This window comes from Micromonospora sp. NPDC049274 (genome assembly GCF_040678875.1).
Classification (GTDB): Bacteria; Actinomycetota; Actinomycetes; order Mycobacteriales; family Micromonosporaceae; genus Micromonospora.
On the sequence record NZ_JBFAQS010000002.1, the window covers coordinates 138,307 to 155,484 of the forward strand.

At 71.4% G+C, this 17,178-nt stretch carries 15 protein-coding genes; 6 read left to right on the forward strand and 9 right to left on the reverse strand.

Annotated features, from left to right (window positions below):
* Positions 1-142 precede the first annotated feature (142 nt).
* From AB0K10_RS04175 to AB0K10_RS04190, 4 genes are all read right to left on the reverse strand, one after another.
* Positions 143-1,831 carry a methylmalonyl-CoA mutase family protein gene (locus AB0K10_RS04175; RefSeq protein WP_363679811.1) on the reverse strand — a complete coding sequence of 563 codons (1,689 nt, stop codon included), beginning with the start codon at positions 1,829-1,831 and terminating at the stop codon, positions 143-145.
* Positions 1,832-1,926: 95 nt separating this feature from the next.
* Entirely contained in the window at positions 1,927-2,328 is a 402-nt protein-coding gene (locus AB0K10_RS04180) for an Asp23/Gls24 family envelope stress response protein (RefSeq protein ID WP_363679813.1), read from the reverse strand.
* A 93-nt stretch (positions 2,329-2,421) separates the two neighbouring features.
* Entirely contained in the window at positions 2,422-3,357 is a 936-nt protein-coding gene (gene meaB, locus AB0K10_RS04185; protein WP_363680489.1) for a methylmalonyl Co-A mutase-associated GTPase MeaB, read from the reverse strand.
* Between the two features lie 44 nt (positions 3,358-3,401).
* Positions 3,402-4,601, reverse strand: coding sequence for an acetyl-CoA C-acetyltransferase (locus AB0K10_RS04190; protein ID WP_363679815.1), 1,200 nt, complete (start codon positions 4,599-4,601; stop codon positions 3,402-3,404).
* A gap of 61 nt (positions 4,602-4,662) precedes the next feature.
* Here AB0K10_RS04190 and mce point away from each other — a divergent pair, with 61 nt between their 5' ends.
* The 6 genes from mce (at position 4,663) to AB0K10_RS04220 (ending at position 12,439) form a co-directional block, all read left to right on the forward strand.
* Complete coding sequence (gene mce / locus AB0K10_RS04195) at positions 4,663-5,139, forward strand: methylmalonyl-CoA epimerase (protein ID WP_363679817.1); 477 nt, start codon at positions 4,663-4,665, stop codon at positions 5,137-5,139.
* Positions 5,140-5,569: 430 nt separating this feature from the next.
* Positions 5,570-6,925 carry a crotonyl-CoA carboxylase/reductase gene (gene ccrA / locus AB0K10_RS04200; protein WP_363679819.1) on the forward strand — a complete coding sequence of 452 codons (1,356 nt, stop codon included), beginning with the start codon at positions 5,570-5,572 and terminating at the stop codon, positions 6,923-6,925.
* Positions 6,926-7,210: 285 nt separating this feature from the next.
* Complete coding sequence (locus tag AB0K10_RS04205; RefSeq protein WP_363679821.1) at positions 7,211-8,473, forward strand: cell division protein DivIVA; 1,263 nt, start codon at positions 7,211-7,213, stop codon at positions 8,471-8,473.
* Between the two features lie 177 nt (positions 8,474-8,650).
* Positions 8,651-10,837 carry a hypothetical protein gene (locus AB0K10_RS04210; protein ID WP_363679823.1) on the forward strand — a complete coding sequence of 729 codons (2,187 nt, stop codon included), beginning with the start codon at positions 8,651-8,653 and terminating at the stop codon, positions 10,835-10,837.
* A gap of 204 nt (positions 10,838-11,041) precedes the next feature.
* A complete protein-coding gene (locus AB0K10_RS04215) occupies positions 11,042-11,230 on the forward strand; it encodes a DUF397 domain-containing protein (RefSeq protein WP_363679825.1) in 189 nt (62 codons plus the stop codon).
* Positions 11,231-11,338: 108 nt separating this feature from the next.
* The gene (locus AB0K10_RS04220) at positions 11,339-12,439 is read left to right on the forward strand and encodes an AI-2E family transporter (protein WP_363680491.1); all 1,101 of its coding nucleotides are present in this window, start codon (positions 11,339-11,341) and stop codon (positions 12,437-12,439) included.
* 3 nt (positions 12,440-12,442) lie between these two features.
* Here AB0K10_RS04220 and AB0K10_RS04225 read toward each other — a convergent pair whose 3' ends face one another.
* The 5 genes from AB0K10_RS04225 to AB0K10_RS04245 all read right to left on the reverse strand — a co-directional run bounded on the left by AB0K10_RS04225 (position 12,443) and on the right by AB0K10_RS04245 (position 17,109).
* Positions 12,443-13,243 carry an alpha/beta hydrolase gene (locus AB0K10_RS04225; RefSeq protein ID WP_363679827.1) on the reverse strand — a complete coding sequence of 267 codons (801 nt, stop codon included), beginning with the start codon at positions 13,241-13,243 and terminating at the stop codon, positions 12,443-12,445.
* 66 nt (positions 13,244-13,309) lie between these two features.
* Positions 13,310-13,633 (reverse strand): hypothetical protein, encoded by a 324-nt coding sequence (locus tag AB0K10_RS04230; protein WP_231640156.1) that lies wholly within the window; start codon positions 13,631-13,633, stop codon positions 13,310-13,312.
* A 62-nt stretch (positions 13,634-13,695) separates the two neighbouring features.
* Positions 13,696-14,787 carry a hypothetical protein gene (locus AB0K10_RS04235; RefSeq protein ID WP_363679829.1) on the reverse strand — a complete coding sequence of 364 codons (1,092 nt, stop codon included), beginning with the start codon at positions 14,785-14,787 and terminating at the stop codon, positions 13,696-13,698.
* A complete protein-coding gene (locus AB0K10_RS04240) occupies positions 14,784-15,278 on the reverse strand; it encodes a SigE family RNA polymerase sigma factor (RefSeq protein WP_363679831.1) in 495 nt (164 codons plus the stop codon). The genes AB0K10_RS04235 and AB0K10_RS04240 overlap by 4 nt, the downstream gene beginning before the upstream one ends.
* A 40-nt stretch (positions 15,279-15,318) precedes the next feature.
* Positions 15,319-17,109, reverse strand: coding sequence for a 3-hydroxybutyryl-CoA dehydrogenase (locus AB0K10_RS04245; protein ID WP_363679833.1), 1,791 nt, complete (start codon positions 17,107-17,109; stop codon positions 15,319-15,321).
* Positions 17,110-17,178 lie beyond the last annotated feature (69 nt).

Consider the following 17,178-nt stretch of genomic DNA (forward strand, 5'->3'; position numbering starts at 1 on the left):
CGAGCACGGATTACCGGCTCACCCACAACTCCGACGTTGCAACTCTCACGCCCCACCCCACCCCCCGCGATCGTGCACTTTCTGTCGCCGAAACGCGGCATCGACCCCGTTCGGCAGGACAGAAAGCGCACGATCGACGAGGTTAGAAGCGGGCGGGCTCGCGGTAGGTGCCCCACTCGGCGCGCAGGGCGTCGCAGATCTCGCCCAGGGTCGCCTCGGCGCGGACGGCATCGAGCATGGCGGGGATCATGTTCTCGTCGGTGCGGCTGGCCTCGACCATCCGCGCGACAGCCGCCCGGACCGCCGGCTCGTCCCGCGCGCTCTTGCGCTCGGCGAGCACCCGGCGCTGCTCCAGTTCCACCTCGTGCGAGATGCGCAGGATCTCCAGCTCCTTGGCGACCGTGCCGGTGTGGCAGTTGACGCCGACGATCTTCTTGTCGCCCTTCTCCAGGGCCTGCTGGTAGACGAAGGCCGACTCGGCGATGTGCCCGGTGAACCAGCCGTCCTCGATACCGCGCAGGATGCCCGAGGTCATCGGGCCGATCTGGTGCGGCCCATCCCCGCCGAGCTGCCGGATGCGGGCGAAGATCTCCTCCGCCTCGGCCTCGATCTTGTCGGTCAGCGCCTCGACGTACCAGGAGCCGCCGAGCGGGTCGGCCACGTTGACCACGCCGGTCTCCTCCATCAGCACCTGCTGCGTGCGCAGGGCGATCTCGGCCGACTCGTCGGTGGGCAGCGCCAGGGTCTCGTCCAGCGCGTTGGTGTGCAGCGAGTTGGTGCCGCCCAGCACCGCCGCGAGAGCCTCCACGGCGGTGCGTACGACGTTGTTGACAGGCTGCTGCGCGGTCAGCGACACCCCGGCGGTCTGCGTGTGGAACCGCAGCCAGAGGGCCTTCTCGCTGGTCGCGCCGTAGACGTCGCGCAGCCAGCGGGCCCAGATCCGGCGTGCGGCGCGGAATTTGGCGATCTCCTCGAAGAAGTCGAGGTGGGAGTCGAAGAAGAAGCTCAACCCCGGCGCGAAGACGTTCACGTCCAGGCCGCGCGACAGGCCCAGCTCCACGTAGCCGAACCCGTCGGCCAGGGTGTACGCCAGCTCCTGCGCGGCCGTCGAGCCGGCCTCGCGGATGTGGTAGCCGGAGACCGACAGCGGCTTGTAGCGCGGGATCTCGGCCGCGCAGTACTCCATCAGGTCGCCGATCAGGCGCAGGTGCGGCTCCGGGTCGAAGAGCCACTCCTTCTGCGCGATGTACTCCTTGAAGATGTCGGTCTGCAGGGTGCCGTCCAGCTTGGACAGGTCGGCGCCCTGCCGCTCGGCGGCGACCAGGTACATGCAGAACACCGGCACGGCCGGGCCGGAGATGGTCATCGAGGTGGTGACGTCGGCCAGGTCGATGCCGTCGAAGAGCGCCTGCATGTCGGTGGCGGTGTCGATGGCGACGCCGCAGTGGCCGACCTCGCCGAGCGCCTGCGGGTCGTCGGAGTCGCGGCCCATCAGGGTCGGCATGTCGAAAGCGACCGAGAGGCCACCGCCGCCGGCGCCGAGGATCATCTTGTAGCGCTCGTTCGTCTGCTGGGCATTGCCGAAGCCGGCGAACTGCCGGATCGTCCAGGTCCGCCCGCGGTAGCCGGTCGGATGAAGACCCCTGGTGTACGGGTACTCGCCCGGCCAGCCGATCCGCTCGAAGCCCGGGTACGCGCTGCCCTCCGGCGGCCCGTAGACCGGCTCCACAGGCGTCCCGGAGAGCGTGGTGAAGTCGGCGTCCCGCTTGCGCGCGGAGTCGTACCGGGCCTGCCAGCGTGCCCGTCCGGCGTCGATCTCGTCGGCGTCCATGCGCAGGGCTCCTCCTCGGTTCCTCGACTGCACGTCGAGTGTAGAGCCCTCGCCTGAACGATCGCTAAGTAAGACCGTACCGGCGGGTAACCAGGTCAGACGGCGGGAGCGCCCATCGCCACGTCGTCGACCCGGATGTTGACCTCGTCGACCCGCAGCCCGTACGCCTCGACGGCCTCCGTGACCCGGGCCCGCACCTCGGCGGTGATCTCCGGCACCGCACGACCGGCCTCGATCACCAACACCAGGTTGACCACCGCGGCGTCGCCTGTCACGTGTGCCGAGCAGCCGCGCCGGGCGTCGCCCACCTGGTCCAGCCCGACCCGGTCGAGGACGGAGTTGAAGAACCGGGCCACGTCCCCGCCCAGCTCGGCCACCCCGGGCACCGCGCGGGCCGCCGCGACGGCGATCTTCTCGATCACCTCGTCGGAGACGTGCGTCGTGCCGCCGGCCGGAACCGACGCCGCGCTCAGCTCCTGGGTCGCCTCGTGATCCATGCCCACTCCCCTGCTCCTCACGCCGGCCCCACCGCCGTGGGGCGGTGCGAGCCTACAAGGGTCGGGTAGCGCGAGGCTGTCCCCGGTGGACGGTCAGCGGGCCAGCTGGGCGAGCAGGGTGTCCGCCGCCGCGTACGGGTCGAGGCCACCCTCGGCCACCTTGGCGGCGAGCGTGCTCAGCTCCGTACCGTCGCGCAGTGAGCCGATCCGGGCGCGGAGGGCGCCGAGCGCGATGGCCTCGATCTCGGCGGCGGCCCGCGCCTCCTGGCGGCGGCGCAGCTCGCCGTGCTCGACCAGCCAGCCCCGGTGCTTGTCGATGGCGGCGGCGATGTCGTCGATGCCCTCGCCCCGGGACGCGATCGCGCGGACCACCTGCGGCCGCCACTGCCCCGGGCCGCGCTCCCCGAGGGCGATCATGCCCTGGATGTCACGGACGGTGGCGTCGACCCCGTCCCGGTCGGCCTTGTTGACCACGAACACGTCGGCGATCTCCAGGATGCCCGCCTTGACCGCCTGGATCGCGTCACCCATCCCGGGGGCGAGCAGCACGAGCGTGGTGTCGGCAAGCGAGGCGACCTCCACCTCGGCCTGCCCGACGCCGACGGTCTCGACCAGCACCACGTCGCAGCCGGCGCCCTCCAGCACGCGGACCGCCTGCGGCGTCGCCGCCGCCAGCCCGCCGAGGTGTCCCCGGCTGGACATCGACCGGATGTAGACGCCCGGATCGGTGGCGTGGTCCTGCATACGCACCCGGTCACCGAGGATCGCCCCACCGGTGAACGGGCTGGACGGGTCGACCGCCAGCACGCCGACCCGGTGCCCACGCGCCCGCAGCGCGCGGACCAGCTCGTTCGTGGTGGTGGACTTGCCCACCCCGGGTGAGCCGGTGAGCCCGACGACCTGGGCCTGCCCGGCGTACGGGGCCAGCGCGGCCGCGATGTCCGGTAGGAGGGTGTCGCCGTTCTCCACCAGGGTGATCAGGCGGGCCACCGCCCGTGGATCACCGGTGCGGGCCCGCTCGACAAGCATCGCCACGTCCCGGCTCCGGCGCACCGACGTGGTGCCTTCTTGGCTCACTTGTCGGACTCAGCCTTGCCCGGCACGTGGATGATCAGCGCGTCGCCCTGGCCGCCGCCGCCACAGAGAGCGGCCGCGCCGGTGCCGCCGCCGCGCCGCTTCAGCTCCAGGGCGAGGGTGAGGACGAGACGCGCACCGGACATGCCGATCGGGTGCCCCAGCGCGATCGCGCCACCGTTGACATTGACCCTGTCGGAGCTGATGCCGAGGTCGCGGGTGGACTGGATCCCGACCTGCGCGAACGCCTCGTTGATCTCGATGAGGTCCAGGTCCTCGATGCTCAGGCCGCCCTTCTTCAGGGCGTGGTTGATCGCGTTGGACGGCTGCGAGTGCAGCGAATTGTCCGGGCCCGCCACGTTGCCGTGCGCGCCGATCTCGGCCAGCCAGGTCAATCCCAGCTCCTTGGCCTTCGCCATGCTCATGACGACCACCGCGGCCGCGCCGTCGGAGATCGGCGAGGAGCTGCCGGCGGTGATCGTTCCGTCCTTGGCGAAGGCGGGACGCAGCCGGGCCAGCGATTCGACAGTGGTGTCCGGGCGAATGCCCTCGTCGTCGCTGATCACCAGCGGGTCACCCTTGCGCTGCGGGATCAGCACGGGGGTGATCTCCTCGGCGAAGTGGCCGTTCTTCTGCGCGGCCGCGGCCCGCTGGTGGCTGGCCGCGGCGAAGGCGTCCTGCTCCTCGCGCGAGATGCCGTGCTTCGTGCCGAGCCGCTCGGTCGACTCACCCATCGAGCAGCAGTCCCAGGCGTCACTGAGCCCGTCGTGGGCCATGTGGTCCTTGACCACCACGTCGCCGTACTTGTAGCCGGTGCGCTGCCCCATCAGCAGGTGCGGGGCGTTGGTCATCGACTCCATGCCGCCGGCCACCACGATGTCGAACTCGCCGGCCCGGATGAGCTGGTCGGCCAGGGCGATCGCGTCCAGACCGGAGAGGCAGACCTTGTTGATGGTGAGCGCCGGCACCGACATCGGCACGCCGGCCTCGACCGCCGCCTGCCGTGCCGGGATCTGCCCGGCGCCCGCCTGGAGCACCTGCCCCATGATCACGTATTGGACCTGGTCCGGGCTGACACCGGCCCGCTCCAGGGCCGCCTTGATGGCGATACCGCCGAGCTTGGTGGCGGGAAGGTCCTTGAGGTTACCCAGCAGCCGGCCCATCGGGGTCCGCGCGCCGCTGACGATCACCGAAGCCATGCCTGCCTCCGAGGGGGTGCCGAGCTGTACGCCTTAACGATTGTTCGGCCAGACTAGCGCCATGGCTGAGAACTCCCCCGCCGAGCCCGGTGCGGACTACGTCACAGACATCGGGCTTCGCAAGATTGACCACGTGGGCATCGCCGTGGCCGACCTGGACGCCGCGATCGACTTCTACCAGCGGACGTTCGGGATGCGCTGCGTACACACCGAGACCAACGCCGAGCAGGGCATACGGGAGGCGATGCTTACCGTCGGGCCGACCGCCGAGGGCGGCTGCGTGCAGCTGCTCGCCCCGCTCACCCCGGAGTCGACGATCGCGAAGTTCCTCGACCGCAACGGGCCGGGCGTGCAGCAGGTCGCGTACACGGTGGCGGACATCGACGTGGCCTGCGCGGCGTTGCGCGAGCGGGGGATGCGGCTGCTCTACGACGCTCCACGCCGTGGCACCGCCGACAGCCGGATCAACTTCGTGCACCCCAAGGACGCCGGCGGGGTCCTGATCGAACTGGTCCAACCGGCCCCCGCCGCACACTGAGTCCCCACCCCGCCCCACCTCGCTGGCGCCCGGCGCCGGCGCCGCCGCCGCCGCCGGCAAGATCCGCGCAACTTCGGGGATGTTGCTGCCTCCGCCGCACCTGAGGCAGCAACATCCCCGAAGTTGCCGCCTCCCGCGCCCGACCGCGCCTCGCGCCCGGCCGCCTCGCGCGCCCGACCGCGCCTCCCGCCTCCCGCGCGCACTTCTGTGCGTGGTTGGCGGGGTGGTCGGACACCTTCACGCATCGGCCGATGCAGTTTTTCACAGAGCACTTCCGGCCCTAGCTACCGTTCAGTAACGTCCCGGCCCACAGGGGCGCGACCGGGCCGGATGTGTCGAATGACGACATGGTGGTCGTGTCCGCCGGCGCCGACGATGGCAGCACCCGGGCCCGTGCGGGTGCGGGTGCGGGGACGAACCGGAGGTCACCGTGCAGGACATCCTCGAAGCGATCATGGCAGCGGAGGAATCGAACGACCCGGACCGTGAGCTGGCGGGCGTCGCCGGACTGCCCGTGCCGGAGAGTTACCGAGGCGTGGTCGTCCGCGCCGAGGAGTCCCGGATGTTCGACGGCATGGCCACCCGGGACAAGGACCCCCGCAAGGCGCTGCACGTGCAGGAGGTGCCGACGCCGGAGCTGGCGCCGGGCGAGGCGCTGATCGCCGTGATGGCCAGCGCGATCAACTACAACACGGTGTGGACAAGCATCTTCGAGCCGGTGTCCACCTTCCGCTTCCTCGAACGCTACGGTCGGGTCTCCGAGCTGACCCGCCGACACGACCTGCCGTACCACGTCGTCGGCTCGGACGCCGCGGGCGTGGTGCTGCGGACCGGCCCGGGGGTGACCCGGTGGGCTGCCGGCGACGAGGTCGTCGCGCACTGCCTCTCGGTCGAGCTGGAGGACGCCGCCGGGCACGACGACACCATGCTCGACCCGCAGCAGCGGATCTGGGGCTTCGAGACCAACTTCGGCGGGCTGGCCGAGCTGGCCGTGGTCAAGGCCAACCAGCTGATGCCCAAGCCGCGGCACCTGAGCTGGGAGGAGGCGGCCAGCCCCGGCCTGGTCAACTCCACCGCGTACCGCCAGCTCGTCTCGCACCACGGCGCCAACATGAAGCAGGGTGACGTGGTGTTGATCTGGGGCGCGTCCGGCGGCCTCGGCGGGTACGCCACCCAGATGGCCCTCAACGGAGGCGCGATCCCGGTCTGCGTGGTCTCCTCGCCGGAGAAGGCCGAGCTGTGCCGCCGGATGGGCGCGGAGCTGGTCATCGACCGGGCGGCCGAGGACTTCCGGTTCTGGACCGACGAGCAGACCCAGGACCAGGACGAGTGGCGGCGCTTCGGCGAGCGGATCCGCGAGCTGACCGGGGGCGAGGACCCGGACATCGTCTTCGAGCACCCGGGCCGGGAGACGTTCGGCGCGAGCGTCTACGTGGCCCGCCGTGGCGGCACCATCGTCACCTGCGCGTCCACCAGCGGGTTCCAGCACCAGTACGACAACCGCTACCTGTGGATGCACCTGAAGCGGATCGTGGGCAGCCACTTCGCGAACTACCACGAGGCGTGGCAGGCCAACCGTCTGGTCGCGCTCGGCAAGGTGCACCCGACGGTGTCGCGCACCTACCCGTTGGAGCAGACCGGTCAGGCCGCGTACGAGGTGCACCGCAACGCCCACCAGGGCAAGGTCGGGGTCCGTTGCCTCGCGCCCACCGACGGGTTGGGCGTCCGCGACGGGGAGCTGCGGGCGCGGCACGAGGAAGCGATCAACAGGTTCCGGGGGCACTGAGCGGGCCACCGGCCGGACGGATGAGCGCCCGGTGGCCAATGCGGTGATCGGCCATTGTTCTTCCCACCCCATTTGCGGAAACCCATCCGGATCGAACAAAGGGCCACGGGGCGTACCCGTGGCCCTTTTTCGCGTCACGCTGCGTGGCGTCCGTCCCGCCCGGGACCTGCCAAGATCGCCGATTGGTCCGGCCTCGGCGGCCAGGGCAGTTGACCATGTAATGAGGGCACGAAAGCTCCGTACCGCTCTTGCGAAGCACCCTGGGGCGTCTGCCAGTATGTCCCAATGCCCCAGCAGCAGTCCTCCCCTCTCGCGTTCTTCGATAACGCGAACTCGCAGCCAGATTTCACCGTTGGCCTGCGCGGATACAACACTCACCAGGTCGATGACTTCATCGGCCGGATGACCGCCGCGCTGACCCAGTCCGAGCAGGCCCGTGCCGAGGCTGAGCAGCGGATGAACGACGCCCAGCGTCGCCTCCGCCAGGCCGAACAGCGCATGAGTGCGCTGGAGCAGAAGCTCACCGACACGAACAAGCAGCTCGAAGAGAACAGCCGGCCCACCCTCTCGGGGCTCGGCACCCGCGTCGAGCAGATCCTCCGGCTCGCCGAGGAGCAGGCCAACGACCACCGCAACGAGGCCAAGCGCGAGTCGGAGGGCATCCTCTCCGCCGCCCGCCTCGAGGCTCGCGAGATCACGGACAAGGCTCGCGCCGAGGCCGCCGCGATGAAGGCCAGCGCCGAGCGCGAGGCCGGCAACCTGCGCACCGCCGCCGAGCGTGAGGCCGCCGAGGTCCGCGTGCAGGCCCGCCGCGAGGCCGACACGCTGCGCGCCGACGCCGACCGCGAGACCAAGCAGCTGCGTACGGTCACCGCGCACGAGGTGGCCGAGCTGAAGTCGACAGTCGAGCGGGAGGTGGCCACCCTTCGAGCCACCGCCGAGCGGGAGATCACCCAGCAGCGGGCCAAGGCCGCCCGCGAGGCCGAGGAGAAGCGCGCCGAGGCCACCAAGCTGCTCACCGACGCGCGGGACAAGCGCGACAAGGACCTCCAGGCACTGGAGCTGCAGCTGGCCGAGCGGCGCGAGAAGGCCGAGCGCGAGGAGTCCGAGCGGCACGCCGCCCAGGTCGCGCAGACCCAGAAGATGGTCAGCGAGGCCGAGCAGCGCGCCCGCGCCGCCCAGGAGCGCGCGAAGGAGATCGAGCAGCGCGCCGAGGCTCGTCGGGTCGAGTCGGAGCGCAACGCCGCCGAGACGGTCGACAAGGCCAAGGCGCACTCCGAGAAGACGCTCAACGAGGCCAAGGCCGAGTCGCAGCGACTGCTCACCGAGGCCCGCACCGAGGCCGAGCTGACCACGCAGGCCGCCCGCCGCGAGGTCGACGACCTCACTCGGCAGAAGGACGCGGTCACCTCGCAGCTCGGTCAGATGCTCTCCGGGCTCGCCGGCATCGTGCCCGGCGTGCCGGCGGCGGCTGCCCCGGCGGCCAAGCCGGAGGCGAAGAAGACCGACGGTGGTCAGGAGCGGGTGACCGCGGAGACCGCCGGCTGAGGCGAGGCGTCAGGTTGGGGCATCGACGGCGCGAGGTGACACTGGGTAACCGGTGTGACCTCGCGCCGTGTGCGTTTCCCAACCCTTGGTGTGGTGCCCTCGCCACGGAGTGAAGTAGGTCCCACAAGGGCCGTCCGTATCGCCCCAGCAGGGGGCGATGCGTGTGAGGATGGGGGCATGTCGCACGGCGAGGAACTGTTCGCTCTCGGCGGGGACGTGACCACGGAGCCCAGCTTCGAGTCCGCTCTGCGGGGGTACGAGAAGAAACAGGTTGACCGGTACGTCGCGCGTGCGGAGCACGAGATCGCGACCCTCGCCGCCGAACGGGAACAGGCCTATACACAGATCCACAAGCTCGCCGGCCAGGTCGAGGTTCTGCAACGGGACCTGACCCAGGTCCGCAAGCAGATGAACGTGGTGGACCGGGCCTCCTTCCGGCACCTGGGCCCCCGCGTCGAGTCGATCCTCACCCTCGCCGAGGAGCAGGCCGAGCAGATCCTGTCCGCGGCCAACGAGGAGATCGACGCCCGTCGCGCCACCGCCGAGCACATCATCGAAGAGGCCCGCGAGCAGGCCGCGCGGGCATTGAAGGACTTCGAGATCGCTCTCGCCGCCCGACGCCAGGAGGAGGAGCGGCACAGCGCCTCCCGTCGCGCGGAGGCGGACGAGACCCTGCGGTCGGCCAAGGACGAGTCGGCGAAGTTGCGCAAGGCCGCACAGGACGAGCTGGCCAAGGCACAGCAGGAGGCCACCCACCTGCGGGACACCGCCAAGGAGATCCACACCCGCGCGCAGCAGGAGGCCACCAAGCTGCGCGAGGCGGCCCGCGAGGCGCTGACCACCGCCCGGCAGGAGGCCGGTGAGCTGCGCGAGGCGGCCAAGGAGGTGCACGCCAAGGCACAGCAGGAGGCCAAGCGGCTCACCGACACGGCGACCGAGGCGGGCCGGGCGACTCACGCCAAGGCACAGCAGGAGGCCAAGCAGATCATCGACGACGCGTCGATGGCCGGCCGGGCCACGCGCGCCAAGGCTCAGCAGGAGGCCGAGCGGCTGACCACGCAGGCGTCCGAGTCGGCCAAGCGCAGCCGCGCCGAGACCGAGGCGTACGTGCAGCGGATGCGCAGCGAGACCGAGGCGTACGTGCAGCAGTCCCGGGCGCAGACCCAGCAGGAGCTGGGCGCCTGGCGGGCCGGCGTGGAGCAGGAGGTCAACTCTCGGCGCGAGGCGGCCGATCGCGAGCTGGCCCAGCTGCGGTCCACCGCCGAGCAGGAGTTCGCCAAGCGCCGCGACGAGCTGGACAAGCAGCACGAGTCCCGCCAGCAGGAGCTGGAGTCGGGCTGGACCGCGCGCAGCACCGAGCTGGAGTCGAGCTTCACCGCCCGGCGCGATGAGCTGGAGACCGATTACTCGACCCGCAAGGACGCGCTGGAGACCGAGTACACCGCTCGCAAGAACGAGATCGAGCAGGGTGCCGAGGCGATCCGCCTGGCGGCCGAGCGGGATGCGTCGGGCCTGCGCGAGCGCGCCGAGACGGAGGCGGCCGAGCTGTTGCGCCGCGCCGAGACGGAGGCGGGCGACAAGCGTCGCAAGGCCGACGAGCACGTCGCGGCCTCGCGCCGCCAGTTCGAGGAGTACGCGGCCACCACCCAGCAGCACCTGGCGACCACGCAGCAGCACCTGGCGGCCACCCAGCAGGAGTCGGCGGCCGGCCGACAGCAGCTCGCCCAGGTGATGTTGGAGATCGCCCAGGCTCAGCAGCAGCTCGCCGACCTGCGGCAGGAGACCTGGAAGGCGCGGCAGGAGTCCGACGAGCTCGAACGGCAGATGGCCGAGGTGCGGCTGCGCGGCACCACCGGCCCGATCGACGGCCCGACGGCACCGGCCACGGACGGCCGCCGCGACGCGCCGTCCGGGACCGCGTCCGTGTCCGCGCCGACGGGCGGCGAGGCCGCGACCGGGTCGGGCATCGGTGACGACGGGACTACCGCACCCGCCGACGCCGGCGCGGCGAGCGGTCGCAAGGGCGAGCCCGACGACGCCGGCGTGCTTGCCGATGCCGGCAGCGTGAACGGTCGCACGGGTGAGCCCGACGACGCCCGGCAGCCGGCGAACGCCTCGGCGGGCAGCGAGTCCGGGCAGTCCACGACCCGCCCGGTGGCCGAGCCGATGACCACTGTCGACGGCGGCACAGCCAGCGCCGGGGTGGACGGCGAGCCCACCGTGGCGGCCGTTCCGGGCGAGGGTGGCCGGGGCGCCAAGCCGACGAAGATCACCAGCACCGGTGAGAACGGCAAGCGGCCCAGCAAGCCGACCACCGACGAGCGCAGCGCCAAGCCCAGCAAGGTCACGGTCGAAAAGGACTGACGGGTACGCCACCAGGCCACTGTGGCCTCAAGATCGACACGACATCAGCGAAATCGGGGTGTCCGGCTACCCCGGACACCCCGATTTCCTGCAAGCCGAGTGGATCAGTCCTGGATGGTGACGTGGCTACGCTGCTCTCACGATGGGAGACGGTTCGCTCTCTCATCGGCACTCGATCGACCTCGTGAAGGAAGCAGTGGGTTCATGCACCTGAGCGGCGCAGTTTGGCGCACCTCCACTCGCAGCGGTAACAGTGAGTGCGTCGAGATGGCGGACAATCTGCCCGGGGTGGTGGGAGTGCGCGACAGCAGGGATCCGTCCGGTCCGGTGCTGGTGTTCGCGCCGCCCGCCTGGCGGGCGTTCGTGGCCGTCGCCCGTCGTCGGACCGCCTGAGCCGGGAGGCCCCTGGTGCCACAGCACGACCCGTCGGCCGACGACCCGGGCACGACCCCGAGTCCCCCACCAGCGCAGACGCCACCGTCGGAGGAGACTCCGCCGCCGGTGCCGGTTCCTGCCCCGGGAGTCGACCCGGAGGAGCCGCCTGCGGTGCCGTCGGGGAAGTTCGGCACGCCGGGACGTCCGCTGCGACGCAGCAGCTTCCTGATCGGCTTCACGGGCGCGCTGGGCGTGCTGCTGGCGTACACCCTGTATCTGGGGATTCGCAATGCCGGCGGCATCCTGGTGCTGGTGGTGATCGCGCTCTTCCTCGCGGTGGGCCTCAACCCGGCGGTGGTGCGCCTGCGCACCTGGGGTGTGCCCCACGGCCTGGCGGTGACGCTGGTGGCGTTGACGGTGGTGCTGCTGCTCTGCGGTGGCATCGTGGCGCTGGTCCCGCCGATCGTGACGCAGTCCGGGCAGTTCATCGACCAGATTCCGAGCCTGCTCGACGAGTTGCGCCGCAATCCGACGGTCAACGACCTGGTGGAGCGGTACGACGTGGTGGAGCGGGTGCAGGGCGCGGCCAACGCGGACACCATCGGCCGGGCGCTCGGCGGGGTGCTCGGCGGCGCGCAACTGATCTTCGGCACGGTGTTCCGGACGTTGACCGTGCTGGTGCTGACCATCTACTTCCTGGCCTACTTCAACAAGCTGCGCACCCTGGGCTACTCGTTGGTGCCCCGGTCGCGGCGGGAGCGGGTGCAGCTGATCGGCGACGAGATCCTGGCGAAGGTCGGCGCCTACATGGTCGGCGCGCTGAGCATCGCCGTGCTGGCCGGCGCGACCACCTTCGTGTTCGCGCTGATCGTCGGGCTGCCGTACCCGTTCGCGCTGGCCGTGGTCGTCGCGGTGACCGACCTGATCCCGCAGATCGGCGCGACCCTCGGCGCGGTGATCGTGAGCCTGGTCGGCTTCGCCGCCGGCCTGCCCACAGGCATCGCCTGCGCGGTCTTCTTCCTGATCTACCAGCAGGTCGAGAACTACCTGATCTACCCGAAGGTGATGCGGCGCTCGGTGGAGGTCAACGAGGTCGCCGCCCTGCTGGCCGCGCTGCTCGGGGTGGCGCTGCTGGGCGTGGTGGGCGCGCTGATCGCCATCCCCACGGTGGCCGCGCTGCAACTGATCCTGCGCGAGGTGGTGCTCCCTCGCCAGGAGCGCCGTTGAGCGTCAGTCGACGGCCGGCCCCGGGACGGGGGTGTCCGCGAAGGCGGCCACCGTCCGGTCGGCGTACGCGCTGACGTCCCCGGCCTCCATCGGCCCGTCCCAGGTCGTCGGCAGCGGCACCTCGACCGCCGGGTTGACCCGCTTGACGATCTCGTCGAGCACCGTCTCCGCGTCGCCGACCCAGAGGTGCTTCGCGCCGGGCACCCCGACCACCTCGGCCTGCGGCACCGCCGCGAACCGCTCCCGCGCCTCTTCCGGGCGCAGGTAGTCGTCGAACTCCGGCACCAGCGCCGTCAGCGGCCGACCCGAGGCGGCCCAGGTGGCCAGGTCCTCCGGGGCGGAGAAGCGCAGCGGCGGGGAGAGCAGGATCGCCCCCGCGACAGCCGGGTCGCACCCGTACTTCAGGGTCAGGTCCGTGCCGAACGACCAGCCGACGAGCCAGATGTCGGGCAGTTCGGCGAACTCCGCGTACTCGATGGCGGCGGCCACGTCGTAGCGCTCGCCCACCGCGCCGTCGAAGGCCCCCTCGCTGGTGCCGCGCACGCTGCTCGTGCCCCGGGTGTTGAACCGGAGCACGGCCAGATCGGCAAGCGCGGGCAGCCGCCACGCCGCCTTGCGGAACACGTGGCTGTCCATCATTCCGCCGTGGGTGGGCAGCGGGTGCAGGCAGACGAGGGTGGCCACCGGCGGCCGTTCGGCCGGCAGGGCCAGCTCGCCGACCAGCCGCAGGCCGTCGGCGGTGTGCAGCTCGATGTCCTCCCGGCGGCCGGGCAGGATCGACGACGCGCGGATCGCTGTGCTCACCGCCCAAGTCTGTCGCGAACTCGCCGTCGCCGCCCGCCCAGGCACGAACAGGGTGATCCAGGTCGCTCAGTAGCGCGGCGTGCCCCGGCCGCGCTGCACCGCCGGGCCGCGCCGCTCCCGGGCACGCCAGCAGCCGCTGTGCCAGTGGCGGCGGTCGGTCAGGTCACCCAGGCCGTCGGCCGGCCAGGCCACCAGGTGCGCCACTCCGGGTCGGATCTCCTGGTCACAACCGGGGCAGCGGTACGTCTTGACCGACGCCCCCGCTCCGATGCCGCGGACCTGCCAGGCGCCGTCGGTCCACTGCTGCACCGAGGCGACGCCCTGCCGGACCCGGTCGGCGTCCAGGTTGGCGTTCTCGTCCCGACGAGGGCGGTTGCGACGGGGGCTCACAGTCACCAAGCGTACGGGGCGTCGGGGGGACCAGCCCCGTGCGGCCCGGCCGACGGCTGCGCTCACTTCCAGCTCTGCGGCCGTGTCGGGTCGTCGACGACCCGCGCCCCCGCCAGCACGGTCGTCGCGTCGGCCTCGGTGAAGCCACTCGACGCGCCGGGCTCGGCACCGATCGGCTGCTTGCCGTCCCAGCCCCAGGCGAAGACGGCACGCACCTCCGTCCTGGGGGTGCCGAGCAGATCAAGGGTCGTCCCGTCCGGCGAGAGGTACGCGGGCCGGCCAGCGATGGTCCGGTTTCCCGCGGTACGGGTGCCGGCCCCGCTCGCGTACTGGTAGTTGACGAACATGACCTGGGTCGCCGCCCGCCCGATGGTGAAGTCGGAGGTGACGAGTCTCGGGTACGAGCTGACGTCGACCGAGCAGTTGTTGATCGGTGCGCCTTCGGGCAGGGCGTCGAGCCGCAGCGGCACGGCGCACGAGCGGGCCTCGTTCCAGCGCAGCGCCTCGACCGCCTGCTCCAGCCCGGCGCCGTCCCCGTTGAGGATGACGGCACGGGCATACAGGCTCGGCGCGGGATGCCACGACGTGACCATCCCACTCGTTCCGCCGTTCAGCGGGTGGATCGTGCCGTCGAAGGACTGGACCCCTGGGCCGGTCACGTCAACCTCGACGTTGTCGAATTCGACGCTGCTGGAGAGATCCCCCGCCGTCCTGGTCACCTCGACGTATACCTGCTGGCCGTCCCGCACGCTGAGCCGTACCGACTCGAGGTGGCCCCTGACGACCGACCAGCCCAGATAACGGGCCTGGGACGGGTCGAGGCCGAAGTGCAGCACGTTCGGGTCGCTGCCGACCAGCGCCGGGTCGGCGGCGGCCCCGGGCACCCCGGCGACGCGGGGCGGCACCGGCGTGACCCCGGTCGAAGTGGCGGCGCTCCAGGGGAGGCGGTCGGTCACACCGTCGAGGCCGGTACCGGTCACGCCCACGATGCCGAGCACGCCGACCAGGGACAACGCGGTCCCTGCGGCGACCCGGCGGTGGAGTTGGCGGCGACGGCCGCGAGCGCGCGACGCCCGCAGCAGCCGGTGGGTGTCCACGTCGCCCTCGGCATGCTCCCGCAGAGTCTGGGCGATCTGTTCGTCGAGGTCGATCACGGCCGGCTCCCGTTCGTGGTCGGGGCACCGCAGCGCTCCCGGAGGTTCGCGAAGGCCCGCATCGCATGGGTGCGGACGGTGACCGGCGAGCAGTCGAGGATCTGGGCGATCGTCGCGTCGTCGAGGTCCTCGTAGTAGCGCAGCACCAGCACCGCCCGCTGGCGCTCCGGCAGGCCGAGGATCAGCCGCCACATCTCGTCCCGGTCGGCCACCTCGCCGCCGAGGTCGCCGCGCTGTGGTCGGTCGACGACGGTGTCGACGGCCAGCTCGCGGCTTGACCTGCGGCGCCACCAGGAGTTGTTGGCGTTGACAAGCATCCGGCGCACGTACACGTCAGGCCGGTCGGCCCGGGAGATCCGGCGCCAGTGCACGTACGCCCGGGACAGCGTGTCCTGGGTGAGGTCCTCGGCCCGGTGCTCGTCGCCGGTCAACAGTCGCGCCAGCCGGACCAGGGCCGGGCCTCGGCTGGCGACGTACTCCTCGAAGGTCACACCATGCAGACGCGGCCGGGACCCCCCGGCGTTGACCCGGTCAGCGGTGCGAGTGGTCGCGGAAGCCGCGGCGGGTCTTGCGGCCCAGGTAGCCGGCGGTGACCAGGTGCTCCAGCAGCGGCGCGGGCGCGAAGCCCGGCTCGCGCAGCTCCAGGTACAGCTCGCGCTGGATGGCCACCGCGATGTCCAGCCCCACGACGTCGAGCAGCTCGAACGGGCCCATCGGGTAGCCGCAGCCCAGCTTCATGGCGTGGTCGATGTCGTCGGCGGTGGAGTAGCTGGCCTCCAACATCTTCACCGCGTCGTTCAGGTACGGGAAGAGCAGCGCGTTGACGATGAACCCGGACCGGTCGCCGCACACCACACCGGTCTTGCCCAGTGCGGCGCAGACCGCCCGCGCGGTGGCGGTGGCCTCCGGGGAGGTGCGGATGGTCCGGACGACCTCGACAAGCGGCATGACCGGCGCCGGGTTGAAGAAGTGCAGGCCCACCACGTCGGCCGGCCGCTGGGTGGCCATCGCCACGTCGATCACCGGCAGGGACGAGGTGGTGGTGGCCAGCACCACGCCCGGCTTGCAGATCTCGTCGAGGCTGGCGAAGAGCGCCTTCTTCACGCTCAGCTCCTCGACGACCGCCTCGACCACCAGGTCGACGTCGGCGAGGTGGTCGAGCGTGGCCGACCAGCTGATCCGGCCGAGCGCGGCGTCGCGGTCGGCCTCGGCGAGCTTGCCGCGCACCACGCCCTTGTTGAGCGAGGTCTTCACCGCCTCGCAGACCGCCGCGGACTTCTCCGCGCCCCGGGTCACCGACACGACCTCGTACCCGGCCTTCGCGAACACCTCGATGATCCCGGTGGCCATCGTCCCGGAACCCACGATGCCGACCTTCGTGATGGCGCGCGCGCCGTCGGCGAGCGCCGCCTCCGCCGCGGGCGGCGTCGCCTCATCCGGTACGACGACAGGGGAGCCCGGCCGCTGGTAGGTGTAGAAACCCCGGCCGGACTTCCGACCGAGCAGCCCCGCCGTCACCATCTGCTTGAGCAGCGGCACGGGGGCGTGCCGGCGGTCCCGCCCGCCGCGCCGGTACATCGTGTCCAGGATCTCGTACGCGGTGTCCAGGCCGATCAGGTCCATCAGCGCCAGCGGACCCATCGGCAGGCCGCAGCCGAGTTTCATGGCCGCGTCGATGTCCTCCCGGGTCGCGTAGTGCGATTCGACCATGGCGACCGCGTGGTTGAGGTAGCCGAAGAGCAGCGCGTTGGCGATGAAGCCGGCCCGGTCGCTGATGGTGACGTCGACCTTGCCCAGCCGGGCGCACAGCGCCTCGACGTCGGCGACCACCTCGGGCGCGGTGACGACGGTGCGGACCACCTCGACCAGTTTCATCACCGGCGCGGGGTTGAAGAAGTGGATGCCGATCACCTGGTTGGGCCGGGTGGTGGCGACCGAGATCTCGGTGACGCTCAACGACGAGGTGTTGGTGGCGAGGATGGTGTCCGGTCGGCAGACCCGGTCCAGCTCGGCGAAGATCCGCTGCTTGAGGTCCAGGTGCTCGGGCACCGCCTCGATCACCAGGTCCACGGAGTGCAGGGCGTCCAGCCCCACCGCGAAGCGCACCCGCTCGTGCAGCGCGTCCCGGTCCGCCTCGGCGAGCTTGCCCTTGGCGACCGCGCGATCGGTGGAGCCGGTGAGGATGGCCCGGCCACGCTCCAGCGCCGACTCGGAGATCTCGACCGCGAGCACGTCGATGCCGTTGCGGGCGAAGACCTCGACGATGCCGGCACCCATGGTGCCCAGCCCCACCACACCCACGGTGCTGAACTCGCGCGCCACGATCGGCCTCCCCAAACGCTCCGCCACGGCCACTGAACGACCGCTAAGGTTATGCGCGCGAGTCTGCCA

Excerpts from the sequence above, each read along its gene's own strand:
- AB0K10_RS04175 (WP_363679811.1), bottom strand. The coding sequence starts at position 1,831 with ATGGACGCCGACGAGATCGACGCCGGACGGGCACGCTGGCAGGCCCGG.
- AB0K10_RS04180 (WP_363679813.1), bottom strand. The coding sequence starts at position 2,328 with ATGGATCACGAGGCGACCCAGGAGCTGAGCGCGGCGTCGGTTCCGGCC.
- meaB (WP_363680489.1), bottom strand. The coding sequence starts at position 3,357 with ATGCTTGTCGAGCGGGCCCGCACCGGTGATCCACGGGCGGTGGCCCGC.
- AB0K10_RS04190 (WP_363679815.1), bottom strand. The coding sequence starts at position 4,601 with ATGGCTTCGGTGATCGTCAGCGGCGCGCGGACCCCGATGGGCCGGCTG.
- mce (WP_363679817.1), top strand. The coding sequence starts at position 4,663 with ATGGCTGAGAACTCCCCCGCCGAGCCCGGTGCGGACTACGTCACAGAC.
- AB0K10_RS04205 (WP_363679821.1), top strand. The coding sequence starts at position 7,211 with ATGCCCCAGCAGCAGTCCTCCCCTCTCGCGTTCTTCGATAACGCGAAC.
- AB0K10_RS04210 (WP_363679823.1), top strand. The coding sequence starts at position 8,651 with ATGTCGCACGGCGAGGAACTGTTCGCTCTCGGCGGGGACGTGACCACG.
- AB0K10_RS04215 (WP_363679825.1), top strand. The coding sequence starts at position 11,042 with ATGCACCTGAGCGGCGCAGTTTGGCGCACCTCCACTCGCAGCGGTAAC.